At 64.3% G+C, this 16,328-nt stretch carries 15 protein-coding genes and 1 pseudogene; 8 read left to right on the top strand and 8 right to left on the bottom strand.

Annotated elements, in window-relative coordinates; genetic code table 11:
* Positions 1 to 72 precede the first annotated feature (72 nt).
* Positions 73 to 603, bottom strand: coding sequence for a hypothetical protein (locus ACVMIM_RS06075; protein WP_476111131.1), 531 nt, complete (start codon positions 601 to 603; stop codon positions 73 to 75).
* Complete coding sequence (locus ACVMIM_RS06070) at positions 596 to 1,204, bottom strand: CGNR zinc finger domain-containing protein (RefSeq protein ID WP_476111130.1); 609 nt, start codon at positions 1,202 to 1,204, stop codon at positions 596 to 598. Before ACVMIM_RS06070 ends, ACVMIM_RS06075 begins: the two co-directional genes overlap by 8 nt.
* A gap of 194 nt (positions 1,205 to 1,398) precedes the next feature.
* Between ACVMIM_RS06070 and ACVMIM_RS06065 the strand changes: the two genes are divergently transcribed.
* The 4 genes from ACVMIM_RS06065 (at position 1,399) to ACVMIM_RS06050 (ending at position 6,026) form a co-directional block, all read left to right on the top strand.
* On the top strand, positions 1,399 to 2,304 hold the full coding sequence (locus ACVMIM_RS06065; RefSeq protein WP_041000234.1) for a branched-chain amino acid ABC transporter permease: 906 nt from the start codon (positions 1,399 to 1,401) through the stop codon (positions 2,302 to 2,304).
* A gap of 279 nt (positions 2,305 to 2,583) precedes the next feature.
* Positions 2,584 to 3,189, top strand: a complete 606-nt coding sequence (locus tag ACVMIM_RS06060) for a TRAP transporter small permease subunit (RefSeq protein WP_278047148.1) — start codon at positions 2,584 to 2,586, stop codon at positions 3,187 to 3,189.
* Complete coding sequence (locus ACVMIM_RS06055) at positions 3,186 to 4,985, top strand: TRAP transporter large permease (RefSeq protein WP_476111127.1); 1,800 nt, start codon at positions 3,186 to 3,188, stop codon at positions 4,983 to 4,985. Before ACVMIM_RS06060 ends, ACVMIM_RS06055 begins: the two co-directional genes overlap by 4 nt.
* Before the next feature lie 12 nt (positions 4,986 to 4,997).
* Positions 4,998 to 6,026, top strand: coding sequence for a zinc-dependent alcohol dehydrogenase family protein (locus ACVMIM_RS06050; protein WP_476111125.1), 1,029 nt, complete (start codon positions 4,998 to 5,000; stop codon positions 6,024 to 6,026).
* A gap of 229 nt (positions 6,027 to 6,255) precedes the next feature.
* On the opposite strand, the pseudogene ACVMIM_RS06045 reads toward ACVMIM_RS06050, so the two are convergent.
* A pseudogene (locus tag ACVMIM_RS06045) lies at positions 6,256 to 7,366 on the bottom strand (TRAP transporter substrate-binding protein).
* Between the two features lie 263 nt (positions 7,367 to 7,629).
* Here ACVMIM_RS06045 and ACVMIM_RS06040 point away from each other — a divergent pair.
* A complete protein-coding gene (locus ACVMIM_RS06040) occupies positions 7,630 to 8,403 on the top strand; it encodes a gamma-glutamyl-gamma-aminobutyrate hydrolase family protein (protein WP_476111123.1) in 774 nt (257 codons plus the stop codon).
* 47 nt (positions 8,404 to 8,450) lie between these two features.
* On the opposite strand, the gene ACVMIM_RS06035 is transcribed toward ACVMIM_RS06040, so the two are convergent.
* From ACVMIM_RS06035 to ACVMIM_RS06020, 4 genes are all read right to left on the bottom strand, one after another.
* On the bottom strand, positions 8,451 to 9,434 hold the full coding sequence (locus tag ACVMIM_RS06035; RefSeq protein ID WP_476111121.1) for a 2-hydroxyacid dehydrogenase: 984 nt from the start codon (positions 9,432 to 9,434) through the stop codon (positions 8,451 to 8,453).
* Positions 9,431 to 10,453 carry a LacI family DNA-binding transcriptional regulator gene (locus ACVMIM_RS06030; protein ID WP_140811547.1) on the bottom strand — a complete coding sequence of 341 codons (1,023 nt, stop codon included), beginning with the start codon at positions 10,451 to 10,453 and terminating at the stop codon, positions 9,431 to 9,433. Before ACVMIM_RS06030 ends, ACVMIM_RS06035 begins: the two co-directional genes overlap by 4 nt.
* An 80-nt stretch (positions 10,454 to 10,533) precedes the next feature.
* On the bottom strand, positions 10,534 to 11,418 hold the full coding sequence (locus ACVMIM_RS06025; protein ID WP_476111119.1) for a DMT family transporter: 885 nt from the start codon (positions 11,416 to 11,418) through the stop codon (positions 10,534 to 10,536).
* Between the two features lie 177 nt (positions 11,419 to 11,595).
* Entirely contained in the window at positions 11,596 to 12,003 is a 408-nt protein-coding gene (locus tag ACVMIM_RS06020) for a DUF2000 family protein (RefSeq protein WP_476111117.1), read from the bottom strand.
* A 43-nt stretch (positions 12,004 to 12,046) separates the two neighbouring features.
* On the opposite strand from ACVMIM_RS06020, the gene ACVMIM_RS06015 reads away from it, so the two are divergent.
* A complete protein-coding gene (locus ACVMIM_RS06015; RefSeq protein WP_476111115.1) occupies positions 12,047 to 12,919 on the top strand; it encodes an AraC family transcriptional regulator in 873 nt (290 codons plus the stop codon).
* 157 nt (positions 12,920 to 13,076) lie between these two features.
* On the opposite strand, the gene ACVMIM_RS06010 is transcribed toward ACVMIM_RS06015, so the two are convergent.
* Positions 13,077 to 13,550, bottom strand: coding sequence for a MarR family winged helix-turn-helix transcriptional regulator (locus tag ACVMIM_RS06010; RefSeq protein WP_041000249.1), 474 nt, complete (start codon positions 13,548 to 13,550; stop codon positions 13,077 to 13,079).
* 386 nt (positions 13,551 to 13,936) lie between these two features.
* Between ACVMIM_RS06010 and ACVMIM_RS06005 the strand changes: the two genes are divergently transcribed.
* Complete coding sequence (locus ACVMIM_RS06005; RefSeq protein ID WP_476111113.1) at positions 13,937 to 14,995, top strand: CobW family GTP-binding protein; 1,059 nt, start codon at positions 13,937 to 13,939, stop codon at positions 14,993 to 14,995.
* A 219-nt stretch (positions 14,996 to 15,214) separates the two neighbouring features.
* Positions 15,215 to 16,189, top strand: coding sequence for a WD40 repeat domain-containing protein (locus tag ACVMIM_RS06000; protein ID WP_476111111.1), 975 nt, complete (start codon positions 15,215 to 15,217; stop codon positions 16,187 to 16,189).
* Positions 16,190 to 16,328: the final 139 nt, after the last annotated feature.

The following is a 16,328-nucleotide window of genomic DNA, read 5'->3' as shown; positions in this document are numbered from 1 at the left end:
GTGGTCGGCGGCGCATGCAAGATCATGCTAGCCGCTTCGTGAAGAACAAAAATTTCGTGAGCTCCGCGCGTTTCAGGTCGCTTTCGAGCAGTCAGGCTTCTGCTCGTCGGGCAGTTTGCCATCCGGGTGGCCAGCAAGGTCCGGATTGAGCTCGTATTTCGGTCCGATTACCAGCGGCCGGTCCGGCAGCATCGTCTGGTCCTCCGACGAGGTCATGGTGGTGTCGATGCTTTGCAGCAGCGTGCCACTCGAATCCTCGATGCGGATCGAGACTTTGTAAGGTTTGTCCTTGACCACGCAGGAGAGCGGCGGGCTGGTGAGCGTGATGTGGGGCAGCTTCGGCCAGATCTTCTGGTGGACAACGAGCGGTTGGCCGCCGGCCGGGTTCTGGAAACTCACTACCGCGACCTGGCCGTCGACCATCGGCCGCAGCGGCTTCAGCGTGATGACATAGGTGGCGATGGCCAGCCGGTAGTTGAACTCGAACAGCTTGCCGGAAATGGCAAAGAGCTGGTCCTTGCCGGTGTCGCGGCAGGCGCCGAGCGCGACAGCGGCGACCAGGGCGGCGCCGACCAGAGCCGAACGCGACAATTTCCTAAGCATTGCTGACCTCCCTCGCCGCTGTACGGCGGCGGTAATAGCGGTTTGCCTTCTGGCGGTTGCCGCAAACGGCCATGTCGCACCACAAGCGGCTGGCATTGCGGCTGCGGTCCACAAACAGCCAGCTGCAATTGGGACAGATCCGAAGCCGCGCCAACGTTTCGTCTCGCAGCAGCGACAGCGCCGAGACGGCCAAGGCCGCCTCGAAGGCGATCGGCGTGGCCGGATCGCCGAAAGGCTGGCCCGGCGTCCCGATCTCGGTCGCGCTGCCGGCAAGCCCGCCAGCGCAGGCTGTGAGAAAATCCGGCAGGTGGCTGGTCGCCACCGCGCCGTTCGACACGGCGTGGCGAAACAGGCGATCGGTCGCTTCGCGGATCGAGATAACGATCGGTTTTATCTCCCCCGGTTCCGGCGCCTGCAGCCGCCGGCCGCCGAGCTCGGCGGCGCGGAAGCCGCTCGCCGCCTCGGCGAAGCGGGCGATCTCGGCCGGGTCGTCGAAACGGTCGAAGGACTTTTGCGGATCGTTGCGCAGCACGACGGTGTTCGCCGTATCGAGCGCAAGGATGCCGCCGGTGAAACGATGCGGGGTCCAGGATACCGTCATGACAGAAATCTAACCGATAAAACGTGTTTGACAAGTTAGATTCCGAATGTAACGGTCCAGATGGAGGTCAAGGTACGACCCCGCGCATGACCCCAAAAAACGAGAACGATTTTTGGAAAGGATCATGCGCAAAACCAAAGCGCTACAGCGTCCTTTGCGCGTCAGAAGGACGCGCGGCGCTGTAGGAACGCCGCATGCTCTATTTCTTCCAGCAGGTGCTGAACGGGCTGCATTCGGGCGCGCTCTATGCGTTGCTCGCCTTCGGCTATGTGCTGACCAACGGCATTCTGCACCGTACGAACCTGGCGTACGGCGCGCTGTTCGCCTTCTGCGGCCAGACGATGATCCTGACCGCCGCCTTCGGCTATCAGGCGCTGTGGCTGACGCTCGCCGCCGCTGTGGCGCTCGGCGTGGCCGTCGCCATTCTCTATGCGGTGCTGATCAGCCACGTCCTGTCGCGTAGCGTTTTCGAGCGGCTCGCCGACCGCTCGCCTAACGCCATCGTGGTGACGACGCTCGGCATTTTGCTCTTCCTGTCCGAGGCGAGCCGCATCGCCGCCGACACGCATGACCTCTGGTTGCCGCCAATGCTCGCCACCCCGGTCATCTTTGCCCAGGGCAACGGCTTCAAGGTCACGCTCACCGTGATCCAGCTGCTCGACTGCGCGGGCGTCATCGCGGTGGTCGCGCTGGCGGCCTGGCTGTTTACGCATTCGCGCTTCGGCCGCGCCTGGCGCGCCGTCTCCGACGATCCGAAAGCGGCGGCGATGTGCGGCGTTGACGTCACCGCGGTGTTCCGCCGCGCCGTGCTGTTCGGCGGCCTTTGCGCCGCCCTGGCCGGCGTGCTTGCCGGTTTCTATTACGGCAATGTCTCCTTCGGCACCGGGCTGGTCTACGGCCTCAAGATCCTGTTCGTGACGGCGGTCGGCGGCTATCTGTCACCGCTCAAGGCAGCGCTTGGCGCCGCGGCCTTCGGCATGGCAGAATCGCTCTGGGCCGGCTATTTCCCGCTCGAATGGCGCGACGCCTGGATCTATCTCTTCCTCGTCGCCATGCTGGTGCTGATCGGCGCCGGGCGCGACCAGGCCAAGATCGCCTAAGCTCCCAGACTTTCGTGTCCCCAGACTGTCGTTGCCCACAGACTTTCGTCGCATGACGCATCGTCAGGCGGCGGCATTCCGCCGCTGTCCGGCGTGCCGATCTGTTTGCCGCGGCTTTGTCATGTTGACCTGCCGGACCACGCACTGCATATCGTTGGGCCAAGCGGTGCGACACCGGAAGGGGGAATCGGGCGCGCCGCATGGCACTTTGAGTCAACGCATCGTGCTTTCCGAAAATCGAACGTGATTTTCGGGCCGATGCGCCAGGGAGGACTATGCATGGCGGGGCTGCTCGCTCTATCCAGGACGATCGACCGCATCAACGAGTTCATCGGCCGCTGGGTCTCCTGGCTGATCCTGCTCGCCATCCTGGTGAGCGCCGGCAATGCCGTCATCCGCAAGGTGTTCGACACCTCCTCCAATGCCTGGCTGGAGCTGCAATGGTATCTGTTCGGCGCCGCCTTCATGCTGGCCGCCGCCTACACGCTGAAGCAGAACGACCATATTCGCATCGACATCGTCTACGGCATGTTCCCGAGACGCGTGCAGCACTGGATCGACCTCCTCGGCCACCTCTTCTTCCTGATGCCCTTCGTCGTGCTGATGGTGATCTATTTCGTACCTTATGTGTCGCTGTCCTTCCGCAGCGGCGAGATGTCGACCAATGCCGGCGGGCTGATCGTGTGGCCGGCCAAGGCGATCCTGCTGGCCGGCTTCTTCCTGCTCGCGCTGCAAGGCGTTTCCGAGATCATCAAGAAGATCGCCATCATGCGCGGCGACATGGACGATCCCAATCCCTTCGTGTCGGCGCATGAGCAGGCCGAGCTCGAGGCCAAGGCGCTGGCCGAGGAAGCCAAGACGATCGCGGGCGAGGCCCGTCAATGATCGAATTCATCGCGCAGAACATGGCGCCGATCATGTTCGCCTCGCTGATCATCTTCCTGTTGATCGGCTACCCCGTCGCCTTCTCGCTCGCCGCCAACGGCCTGCTGTTCTTCTTCATCGGCGTCCTGGTCTCGCCCTATTCCGGCGGGTCGATCAACCTCGCCTGGCCGCTGCTGCATGCACTGCCCGACAATTTCTACGGCACCAGGGTGATGTCGAACGAAACACTCCTGGCGATACCCTTCTTCACCTTCATGGGCATCGTGCTCGAGCGCTCGGGCATGGCCGAGGACCTGCTCGACACGATCGGCCAGCTGTTCGGGCCGATCCGCGGCGGGCTTGCCTATGCGGTGATCTTCGTCGGCGCGCTGCTTGCCGCAACAACCGGCGTGGTGGCGGCCTCCGTCATCGCCATGGGGCTGATCTCGCTGCCGATCATGCTGCGCTACGGCTATGACCGCAGGGTTGCGTCCGGTGTCATCGCGGCCTCCGGGACCCTTGCCCAGATCATCCCGCCTTCGCTGGTGCTCATCGTGCTTGCCGACCAGCTCGGGCGCTCGGTCGGCGACATGTATGCCGGCGCGTTGATCCCCGGCCTCGTGCTGACGGGCATCTACATGCTCTACATCCTGATCATGTCGATCGTCCGGCCGAACTCGATGCCGGCGCTGCCGCTCGAAGCCCGCACGCTCGGCCACGGCGTGCTGTCGCTGATCGTGGCGCTGCTGGTCACCGGCGCCGTCTCCTACGGCGCCTATCGCTATCTTGCGCCGACGCAGGGCGACAATGCCGACATCCTTGGCTTCGCCGTCGGCGTCATCGTCATCTATGTCGTCGCCATCCTCGACCAGCGGCTGGGGCTGAAGATGATGTCCAAGCTGGCGCAGCAGGTGGTGATCGTGCTGATCCCGCCGCTTGCGCTGATCTTCCTGGTGCTGGGCACGATCTTCCTCGGCATCGCCACGCCGACCGAAGGCGGCGCCATGGGCGCCGTCGGGGCGCTCATCATGGCGGCGATGAAGGGACGCCTGACGAGGGAGGTCGTCAACCAGGCGCTGGCCTCGACGACCAGGCTTTCCTCCTTCGTGCTGTTCATCCTGATCGGCGCGCGCGTCTTTTCGCTCACCTTCTACGGCGTCAACGGCCATATCTGGGTCGAGCATCTGTTGACCTCGCTCCCCGGCGGCGAGACAGGCTTCCTGATCGGCGTCAACATCCTGGTCTTCGTGCTTGCCTTCTTCCTCGATTTCTTCGAGCTTGCCTTCATCATCGTGCCGCTCCTGGCGCCGGCCGCCGACAAGCTCGGTATCGACCTGATCTGGTTCGGCGTGCTGCTCGGCGTCAACATGCAGACCAGCTTCATGCATCCGCCCTTCGGCTTCGCGCTGTTCTACCTGCGCTCGGTCGCGGCCCGCGTGCCCTATCTCGACAGGATCACCGGCAAGCAGATCGCGCCGGTCAGCACCGGGCAGATCTATTGGGGCGCGGTGCCGTTCGTCCTGATACAGGTGATCATGATCGGGCTTACCATCGCCTTTCCCCAGATGGTCATGCGCTACAAGGGCGCTGCGGTCGAACCAAGCACGATCGACCTCAAGCTCCCCGGCATGCCTTCGCTGGCGCCGCTTGGCACGCCGCCGGCGGACAATGGCGCGGCTCCGACCGATGGTGGCGCCGCCCCGCCTGCCGCGCCGGGCACGCCCGACCTGTCGCAGCCGCCGAATTTCAGCGACACGGCGCCTGCCAAGCCGGCGGCGCCAGCGCCCGACCTTTCGAAGCCACCGAGTTTCAATTGAGGTGACCGCGTCATGAGAGCAGTCCGGCTGGAAGCAATCGGCAGCATTGCGCTTCGCGAGGTGGACAAGCCTTCGCCGGGACCGGAGGACGTCCTTGTGCGGATCGAGGCCTGCGGCGTCTGCGGCACCGACCGACACCTTTTCCACGGCGAATTTCCCTGCACGCCGCCGGTGACACTCGGCCATGAATTCTCCGGCATCGTCGAAGCCGTCGGCGCGGCGGTGTCGGGTATTGCCGTCGGCGACCGCGTCACCGGCGATCCCAACATCGCCTGCGGGCGCTGCGCCCACTGCCATGCCGGCCGCGTCAATCTCTGCAGCAATCTCAGGGCCATCGGCATCCACCGCGACGGCGGCTTTGCCGACTATGTATTGATGCCGCAGAAGCAGGCTTTCCGGCTGCCCGCAAACCTCAAGCCGACGCATGGCGCTTTCTGCGAGCCGCTGGCCTGCTGCCTGCATGGCATCGACCTTGCCGCGATCCGGCCGGGCGCATCGGTCGCGGTGCTCGGCGGCGGGGTCATCGGCCTGCTCGTCGTTCAGCTGGCGAAACTCGCGGGCGCGGCGACCATCATCTTGTCGACCAGGCAGGCCTCGCGCCGCGCGCTTGCCGAGGAGCTTGGCGCGACCGCGACGATCGACCCAAGCGCCGGCGACCCGATCGCGGCCCTCGCCGGGCCGAAGGGCCTGGTGCCCGGCGGCGTCGACGTGGTGCTGGAGTGCGCCGGCGTGCGCGACACGGTGGAACAATCGATGCGCATGGCGAGGGCCGGCGGCACGGTCGTGATCGTCGGCGTGGTGCCGCAAGGCATGAAGGTGGAGATCGAGCCGTTCGATCTTCTGTTTCGCGAACTAAAGGTGCTCGGTTCCTTCCTCAATCCGTTCACGCATGGAAGGGCGGCGCAGCTGATCGCCTCCGGCGCGATCGAGATCGATAAGCTGATCTCGAGGCAGGTCAGCCTGGAGGAAGCGCCCGACGTAATCGCCAACCCGCCGGCGCCTGGCGAGGTCAAGGTGCTGGTGGTGCCGGGCCGGGGCTGAAGCAAAGCCCTTCACCTTGCCACGTTGGCGATTGGCGAAACCGCCGATGATGGCGTCCCTCTCCCCGTCACTATATGGGGAGAGGATGCCGGCAGGCAGGTAAGGGGCAGCGCCAGCGCCGGATGGGTAAGGTTGGGCATTGGGGAATCAATTGCCGAAGCCGGCGCTGCCCCTCATCCTCCTGCCGGGACCTTCTCCCCGTATAGACGGGGAGAAGGGGCTAATCTCCTTACAGCTTGCCGTTGCGCTGCTGCACCATCATGAAGGTGTCGTAATTGTATTCGGCGATCTGGGCCCAGAGATAATGCTCCTTGCGGAAGGCCTTGATCGATTCCCAGATCTTCTTGAACGGCGCGTTGTTGGCTTCCATCTCGGCATAGACCTCATTGGCCTTCTCGAAGCAGGCCGCCATGATCTCCTGACTGAACGGCCTGAGCTTGGCGCCGCCGGCCACCAGCCGCCGCACCGCCGGCGGATTCACGTAATCGTATTTCTGCAGCATGTTGGCGTCCGCGGCCTGCGCGGCGGTGCGCACCAGGGATTTGTAAGTCGGCGAAAGCTCTTCATATTTCGCCTTGTTGAACAGGAGATGGACCGTCGGGCCGCCTTCCCACCAGCCGGGATAGTAGTAATAGGGCGCGACCTTGTAGAAGCCGAGCTTCTCGTCGTCATAGGGGCCGACCCATTCGGCGGCGTCGATGGTGCCCTTTTCCAGCGCCGGGTAGATGTCGCCGCCGGCGATCTGCTGCGGCACCACGCCGAGCCTCTCGACGACCTTGCCGGCAAAGCCGCCGATGCGCATCTTGAGGCCGGAGAGATCGGCGACGCTGTTGATTTCCTTGCGGAACCAGCCGCCCATCTGGACGCCGGTGTTGCCGCCCGGCAGACCGTACAACCCTTGCGTTCCAAGGAATTCATTGAACAGGTCGATGCCGCCGCCATGATAGTGCCAGGCGTTCATGCCGCGCGCGTTGAGCGAGAACGGCACGGCCGCGCCCCAGCGCCCAGGTGGGGTCCTTGCCCCAGTAATAATAAGCGACGGTGTGGGCCGCTTCGACAGTGCCGGCGGCGGTGGCATCGGCCGCCTGCAGGCCGGGCACAAGCTCACCCGAAGCGAAGACCTGGATCTGGAAATTGCCGTCGGTCGCTTCCGACAGCATCTTGGAGAAGACTTCGGCGCCGCCATAGATCGTGTCGAGCGATTTCGGGAAGGACGACGCCAGCCGCCAGGTCACTTTCGGGTTGGACTGGGCAATGGCCGGCGTGGCGAGTGCCGCGGCCGCTGCGGCTGCGACCACGCCGGAGGCACCGGCCTTGCGGATGAAAGAACGACGATCCATTAAGTTTCCTCCCTTGCGGATCAGCTGACCGATGCCGGACATCGTCGGTGCCCGGACCGGTTGGGGGAGAAACATACACAGGCAAGAAGTCGAGTCCAGCGCCGCGACCAAGCTTGCGGCCATTCAGCGGCCCACTGCAACTATAGTCTAATATTCTCTCGTCTGGCCCATGCGAGGCGGCGAAACTTGCCATGGAAAAGCCGCGGCGGATCGCTTATTTTATAGGCAGAACAACTCCTTGGCCTGATGGAAACCAACCCAAAATGCAGCAGCCGCTCGTCGCAGTCTCGACCGACGTCCGCCAGTTCGACAACTACACCTGGCACGCAGCACCCCAGCAATATCTGGAAGCAGCGGTCGCCGCGGCCGGCGTGTTCCCGCTCCTGGTGCCGTCCTTTGGCGACCGGCTCGACCTCGACGAATTGCTGTCGTCGGTCGATGGCGTCATGCTGACGGGTTCGAAATCCAACGTCCATCCCTCGCTTTACAATGGCGACCCGAGCGAGGCCAACGGTCCTTACGACCCGGCGCGCGACGCCACCACGCTGCCGCTGATCCGCAAGGCGCTCGAGCGCGGCGTGCCGCTGCTTGCCATCTGCCGCGGCATCCAGGAGCTCAACGTTGCGCTCGGCGGCTCGCTGGGCACCGAAATCCAGGAGCGCGAGGGCTCGCTCGATCACCGCGCGCCGGTGAGCGACAATCAGGACGAGCGCTTCGCTATCCATCAGACGATCTCGATCAAGCCCGGAAGCTGCCTTGCCGGCGTGTTCGGCGCCGGAGACATCAAGGTCAACTCGCTGCACCGGCAGGGGATTGACCGGCTCGGCTCGAAACTGCAAGTCGAGGCTTTGGCCAGCGACGGCACGATCGAAGCGGTCTCCGTCAAGGATGCCCGCGCCTTCGCGGTCGGCGTGCAGTGGCACCCCGAATACTGGGTGAAATCGGACAGCAACTCCGCCAAGATCTTCAAGGCCTTCGGCGATGCCGTGCGCCTGCACGCGGCGGCAAAGGCAGGCGCCCGCGCCGCAGCGGAATAAGCGACCATCATAGATGGAAAGCCGCTCCATACTCCCTTAGGATTGCCCTAGCCGCGCGCCTTGACGTTGATCGTCTCCGGCACCGGTGTCAGCGGCCGGCGCTCGGTAAACCAGGCGACGAGATTGTCGACGCAGAGATTGGCCATGGCACGGCGGGTATGGACCGACGCCGAGCCGACATGCGGCAGAAGCGAGGTGTTGGGCGCGTCGAGCAGGGCCTGCGGCACCTTCGGCTCGTCGGCAAAGACGTCGAGCCCGGCGGCGGCGATGGCGCCGCTCTTCAGCGCCGCGGCGAGTGCCGCCTCGTCCACCGTCGAGCCGCGGCCGATATTGACGAAGACGCCGTTCGAACCCAACGCCGACAGGACTTCGGCATTGATCGCCTTCTCCGTGGAGGCGCCGCCCGGGGCAACACAGATCAGCGTGTCGACGGCTTCGGCGAGGCCTTTCAAAGTGGCATGATAGTCGTATGCCAGGCCTTCGACCTTGCGACGATTGTGATAGGCGATCGGCAGGCCGAAGGCCTCAAGGCGGCGGGCGACGGCCCGGCCGATGCGGCCCATGCCAAAGATGCCAACGCTGCGGCCGCGCAAGGTAAGCCGGCTCAGGCGATAATTGCCCTTCTCCACCCAGTCGCCGTCGCGCAGCCATTTCTCGGCGGCGTAGAGCTCGCGCACGGTGTTGATCAAAAGTCCGATGGCGGTGTCGGCGACCTCCTCGGTCAAAACATCGGGCGTGTTGGTGACCATGACGCCGCGCTTGGCAGCGTGATCGGCATCGACGGAATCGTAGCCGACGCCGAAACTGGCGATGATCTCGAGATTGGGCAGCGCGTCGATCATCGCGGCGCTGATGCCCGCATAGGAGGCGACGCCGCGCACCGTCGCGCGCATCTCGTCCGTGACTAGCGATGGATCGGCCCGTTCGACCCGCACGGGGTTGAACGCCTTGTCGATGCGACCGACGGCATGATCGTTGAAATCGGCGGGCACCAGGATGGCGATCGGCAATTTTCCTTCAGGCTCGGTCATGCACGCTCCACCGGCTTGCCGGTAGACTGCCGCACATGCAGTTCCGGCTTGATCAGCTCCTGCGAGGGCCGCACCGCCTGCCCGTTCAACTTGTCGAGCAGGGCGCTCGCGGCGCGCCGGCCGACCTCGCGCTGACCGTTCCAGACCGTGGTCAGGGCCGGCGTCGCGATCGCCGCCTCCTCGAGATCGTCATAGCCGGTCACGGAGATGTCGACGCCCGGCACAAGGCCTGCGCGCGCGATGCCGTTCATTAGTCCGATCGCGACCAGATCGTTCCAGCAGCAGGCGGCCGTGGGCTTGTCCTTCAGCGCCAGAAACTGCCCGGCGGCCTCGAACCCCGCCTGCTTGGTACGCGGCCCGGGAATGCGCCAGGACGGCTTCACCTCCAGGCCGGCCGCCTCCATCGCATTGAGATAGCCCTGGTAGCGGTCGCGACCGGTCGAGGTCTGGTCGGTGCCACCGACCATGGCGATGCGCTTATGGCCGAGCGAGATCAGATGATTGGTGGCAAGCGCGGTGCCATAGGCGTCGTCACCACGGAACACCGGCACATCGGCGCCGGCGACGGTGCGCGCGATCAGCACCGCCGGCAGGCCGTTTTCCTCGGCCATGATGATGTCCTCGGCCGGCGTGCCGATGGCCGGCGACATGATGACGCCGTCGGCGCCGAGCTGCAGCAGCGTGTCGATGAAGGTGCGCTGCTTTTCCAGCTGGTCGTAGTGGTTGGAGAGGATGAAGGTCTGCCGGCTGCGGTCGAGCTCGCTTTCGATCGAGCGCAGGATCTCGGCGAAGAACGGGTTCATGATGTCGTGCACGACGACGCCAACGATGCCGGAGCGCGAGGTGCGCAACGAGGCGGCGCGGCGGTTGTAAATATAGCCGATGGCGCGGGCATGCTCCTTGATGCGCTCGCGCGTGGAGCCTGCGACCAATGGGCTGTCGCGCAGCGCCAGCGATACCGTTGCCGTGGACACACCGAGCGCATCCGCGATCGTCGAAAGCTTGATCTTCTGTGCCAGTGCCCTTCGCTCCCCAGGGTCTCTCAATTCAGGTCTTTAAATTTTTTAAAACGGCCTTATGCCACCGGATTCGGAGCAAATCAAAGTTTTTTCGCAAGCGCCTCTGCCTCGGTGTCGAGCGAGGCGGAGTTGCGCACGCGAAGCCTGTGCTCGCGGTGGATGATGTAGAGCCCGCTGGCAACGATGATGGCCGCACCCAGCAAGGTCCAGCGGTCGGGGAACTGGTGGAAAATCACCCAGCCGGAGATAATCATCCACACCATCTGCGAATAGGGGAAAGGCGCCAACTGCGTCGTGGTCGCCAGGCGATAAGCCCGCACCAGCAGATAGTGGCCGCCGGCGCCGAAGACGCCCAGCATCAGGACGATGAACCATTGAAAGCCGCCATGGGGCAGCGCGGGCACGGAGGCCAGCATCGGGGCCAGCAGCACCGACGGCGCCAGCGCCGAGAACAATATCAGGCTCTCGGAGGTTTCCGTCGCCGACATGCGCCGCGTCATGATGACGTAGAAGCTGTTCGACAGCATCGACCCCAGTGCGAAGAGATGGCCGATGCCGAACACGCCGATGCCGGGCCGGGTGATGATCAGAACACCGACAAAGCCGGTGAGGATCGCGAGCCACCGCCGCCAGCCGGCCCATTCGCCGAGCAGCGGGCCGGCAAGAGCGGTGATGACCATCGGGCCGAAGAAATAGATCGAGGTGGTTTCGGCAAGCTGCAGCGTTTTCAGCGCCAGGATGTTGAACATCGTCGAGCCGAAAAGCATGCAGCCGCGCAATATGTGCGCCGGCAGATTGTTGGCGCGAAAGCGCGCCGGCTCGCGCCAACCGCGCAGGAAAAGCCCGACCAGCAGGACATGCACGGTGAAACGGGCCCAGGCGACGATCAGCGCCGAGACGCCGGCCAGCACCAGATATTTGCTGGAGGTGTCGAGAAAGGTGAAGCAGACATAGACGCAAAGCATCAAAAGCATCGCCGCGGGCGGCGTTGCGCTGTCGTCTTGAGTTCGGGAAACGGACAAATTCGGGCCGAAAGGAAGCAAAGGCGGAGGCCACACCTTTGCGGCAATCAAAGCATGCCGGCAAGCCAATTGTCTGCCGTGGCCGGACCAAAAGCGGCCGCTGCAACAACGCCGCTGCCTTCAAGCATGCATGCGGGCGCCCTTGGCGATCTTGTCGACGAGCTTTTTCTCACCGCGCATGGCGATGCCGACGATCTTGGCATCGTCCGGCGCGAATTCGGCGAAGACGGTGCGGTTGGCGATGTCGTGCCCGGTCGAAAACATCTCCTGGACATAGGCGGAGGTCGTCACCCCGCGCTCCAAGGCCCGGCGATGGATCGCGCCCAGCGTCGCTGCATCGGCCGATAGGACGATGACCGGCTGGATCGACATCGGGTTGTAGAGGTTGCCGGCGCGGTCGCGATAGGGCTCGCCGATGATCTCGGGGAACTGCGCGACGATGCCGCTGGTCAGGAACGCGGTGACGTTGAGCTTCTGCCACACCGGCAGATCCTCTCTCAGGACAATTGCAATTTTCGTATCGAACACCAAGATTGAACTCCGCGATGGCCCGTGAAGGGCGGGAAAGGTGATGGCGCAGGCTCTAGGCGCAGAAGCAAAGGAAGGTCTTGAACGTTCGTGCGCGGATGCGGCCAATGGCGATCGCATCGTTTCGGCGCCCGGCGGGCTCGGCCTCGAACGCATCGAGGCGCGCTTCCACGGCAATGCCTTCGAGCTGCACCGGCACGACACCTACGCCATCGGCGTGACGCTCAACGGCGTGCAGCGCTTCCATTATCGCGGTGCGCTGCAACACAGCCTGCCCGGCCAGGTGATCGTGCTGCACCCGGACGAGTTGCACGATGGCGGCGCCGGCACGGAAGACGGGCTGCGCTACAGGATCCTCTATCTGGAGCCGTCCCTGCTGCTCGACTGCCTCGGCGGCGAGCCGCTGCCTTTCGTGCGTGACGCCGTTGTCCACGATCCGGCGCTACGGGACACGCTGCTCTCGGCCCTGGCGCCGCTGGACGAAGAGCTCGGCGACCTGTTCGTGGCGGATTTCGTCGCGCAGCTGGCGCAACATCTGAGACGCCATGCCGGAAAGCCGGCAAAGTCAACGTCCAAGGCCGCCTGGCGTGCGGCGGCGCTTGCCCGCGACTATCTTGAGGAAAATGCAGAGCGGCCGGTGCGCTCCGATGAGCTGGAGGCCGTTACGGGGCTCGACCGCTACGCGCTGTCGCGCCATTTTCGCGCCACCTATTCAACCAGCCCGCATCGTTTCCTGTTGATGCGCCGGCTGCAAAAGGCGCGGCGCATGATCGCCGAGGGCGAGTCGCTGGCGGAGATTGCCGCCGGCGCGGGCTTCAGCGACCAGAGCCATTTCAACCGGCATTTCAAGAAGGCGTTCGGCATGACGCCCGGTCGCTGGGCGGCGTTGGTGAAGGGATCGGGGGCGGCGGCCTAGCGGGAAGGCGACGACGCTGCGCGCCAGGCTTACAGCATAACGCTAACGTGGGTGCGTGGAGTGACGATGCTGCGCATCGCGCTTGGATCGCTCGAGACGACGCTTACGCGTCGCTCGTTAACGGGAACGTGGTGCGGTTGAGCGACGACGCTTTGCGTCACGCTTCATCCAACTCCGCGTCGTCGTCGATCAGGACCAGATCTTCGTTCGACAGATTCGCCTCGATGCGGGCGAGCAGCTTGAACAGCGCCTTCTGGTCCTTCTTGTCGAGGCCCCTCAGCGCCTGCTTCTCGGTCTTCTTGACCGACTTCTCGATGGCGCGGATGGTTTCGCGGCCGGATTCGGTGAGAAAGATATGGGCCTGGCGGGCATCGGCGTTGGAGGCGCGCTTCTCGAGGAAACCCTGCGCCTGCAACCGGTTGATGGTCTTGGTGATGGTCGGCGGGCGCACGCCGAGCTTGCCGGCGAGATTGCCGGGGGTCTGGCCGTCCTCGCGGTCGAGCGCCAGCATGATCTGGTCCTGGCCGGCATAGAAACCATGCGCCAGAAGCCGTGCCGCGAGCGCCGTGCGCGCCAGCCTCGCCGCCGAATGCAGCCGGCTCATTGTCGCTGTCTTGTCCGCCTTGGCCATGGTCGTTCCCTCTTCGGCCGAACCGGCGCGGCCAGCATAGAGGCTGGCCGACGGCTGGCAAATGACGATCTCTCAGAATCCGGCTTGCGGAACGCTTTGCCGGCAAGCATTGCGGTGCCCGCGCAGGTGATGCCAGATGTTTATTTCAGTTAGATGACAAACGACTTTTGAACCGGCGAGATTCACAATGGCCTGGCGCGGGCTGCCGCAAGAGGCCCGCCAAGATCCGCCCTCCGCCGCCCTCGACACCATCCTTCCGCTCCGGTCGTACTGCCGAGGCGGGCGGATGGCTGGCCCATCGGTTTGGCGCGTGCAAAAGCGCGGCACCCATCCTATATGAGGCCGACAATCCAAGATTTTCGTGGCCAAGATTTTCGAGGCAAACCATGAGCGATGCACAGACGCAAATCCCCGTAACCGTTCTCACCGGCTATCTCGGCGCGGGCAAGACAACGCTGCTCAACCGCATCCTGTCGGAGAACCACGGCAAGCGCTATGCCGTCATCGTCAACGAGTTCGGCGAGATCGGTATCGACAACGACCTGATCGTCGAATCCGACGAGGAAATCTACGAGATGAACAATGGCTGCGTGTGCTGCACGGTGCGCGGCGACCTGATCCGTGTCGTCGAAGGGCTGATGCGCCGGCCCGGCCGCTTCGACGCCATCGTCGTCGAGACCACGGGTCTCGCCGACCCGGTGCCGGTGGCGCAGACCTTCTTCATGGACGACGACGTTCGCACCAAGACCAAGCTCGACGCGGTGGTCGCGCTGGTCGATGCCAAGCACCTGCCGCTGCGTCTGAAGGATTCCAAGGAAGCCGAGGACCAGATCGCCTTCGCCGACGTGGTGGTGCTGAACAAGACCGACCTCGTCACGCCTGAAGAGCTGGAAAAGGTCGAAGCGACGATCCGCGCCATCAACCCGGCGGCAAAAATCCACCGCACGCAGCGTTCCGGCGTGGCGCTCAACGAAGTGCTCGACCGCGGGGCCTTCGACCTGTCGCGCGCGCTGGAAAACGATCCGCATTTCCTCGACGCGCATGACCACGATCACGACCATGAATGCGGCCCGGATTGCGACCACGACCACCACCATCATGACGGCCACGATCATCATCATCATCACCATGCTTCCGACATCCATGACGTGACGGTGAAGTCGGTATCGCTGCGCGGCGGCGAGATGGACCCCAAGAAATTCTTCCCCTGGATCGAGAAGGTGACCCAGATGGAAGGGCCGAACATCCTGCGGCTGAAGGGCATCATCGCGCTCAAGGGCGACGAGGACCGCTACGTGCTGCAGGGCGTGCACATGATCCTCGAGGGCGACCACCAGCGCCCCTGGAAGGACGGCGAGAAGCATGAGAGCCGGCTGGTCTTCATCGGCCGAGACCTCGACGCCGAGCGGCTCAGGAAGAGCTTCGAAGCCTGTCAGGCGGCTTGATTTCCTGACCTTCAGGCGCTAGCGCTGCCCGTTCTTCCCTTCTCCCCTTGTGGGAGAAGGTGGCCTCGCGAAGCGAGGTCGGATGAGGGGTGCTCCAGCCTGGCGATGACGGCGATCCGTCCAACACCCCTCATCCGTCTTGGCGCAGCGCGCCAATCCACCTTCTCCCACAAGGGGAGAAGGCAAGGTCGCACCTAGAAGCCCGAATGGACCGCCCCCATGCCCACAGTCGCCCCGCTTGATCTCGAAGGCCATTGCGTCGCCGCTGTCTTCCTGAACGACGTGCCGCATTTCGCACTCGCCGACGGTTCAATCCACCGGCTCGACAATGGGCAAAAGACGGTTCAGGCCAATGACGGCTTGCTTGCCGCCTTCCATGACGCAGCCAACGACCGGCTGATCACAGGCGGCGAGGACGGAAAGGTGTTTGCCGTAAAGGCCGGCGGCGAGGTGAGCGAACTAGCCAGCGCCGGCAGAAAGTGGGTCACCAGCGTCGCTGCCGGACCCCAGGGCGCGATTGCCTACGCCTCCGGCAAGACCGCTTTCGTGCGTTTCGCCAACGGCAAGATCAAGGAATTCACCCATCCGCGCTCGGTGGAGGGGCTGGCCTTCTCGCCCAAGGGCATGCGTTTTGGCGTCGCCCGCTACAATGGCGCAACGCTGCATTTCCCGGCGGCCGAGGGCAAGCCTGTCGAGCTCGAATGGGCCGGCGCCCATACCGGCATCACGTTTTCGCCGGACGGCGCTTTTCTCATCACCACCATGCAGGAGAATGCGCTGCATGGCTGGAAGCTCGCCGACGGCAAGCACATGCGCATGTCGGGCTATCCCGGCAAGGTGAAAAGCCTGTCCTGGAGCGTGAAGGGCAAATGGCTGGCAAGCTCGGGCGCGCCGGCGGCGATCGTCTGGCCCTTCGCCAGCAAGGACGGACCGATGGGCAAGGCGCCGCTCGAGCTCGGCACGCGCGGCAACACGATGGTGACCTGCGTCGCCTGCCATCCGAGCCAGGAGGTCACTGCCATCGGCTATGAGGACGGCATGGTGATTGCGGCGCGCTTCGCCGACGCCAAGGAAGTGCTGCTGCGCCGCCCCGGCAAGGGCGCCATCACCTCGATGATGTGGGACAAGGAAGAACGCCGCATCGTGTTCGGAAGTTCGGCCGGCGATTGCGGCGTGATCGACATCACTGCGTAGGCAATAAGGAATAGGCAGTAGGGCTTAGGGACGACGACACCTATTGCCTATTGCCTACTGCCTACTGCCTACTGCCTACTGCCTGATCCAACGTCCGCCCCCACCACGGCCAATTGCAGTTTTGCCAAGCCATGGGCAG

The sequence above is a fragment of the Mesorhizobium sp. USDA 4413 genome, assembly GCF_056280365.1.
This window is presented reverse-complemented; position numbering and strand designations above follow the sequence as displayed.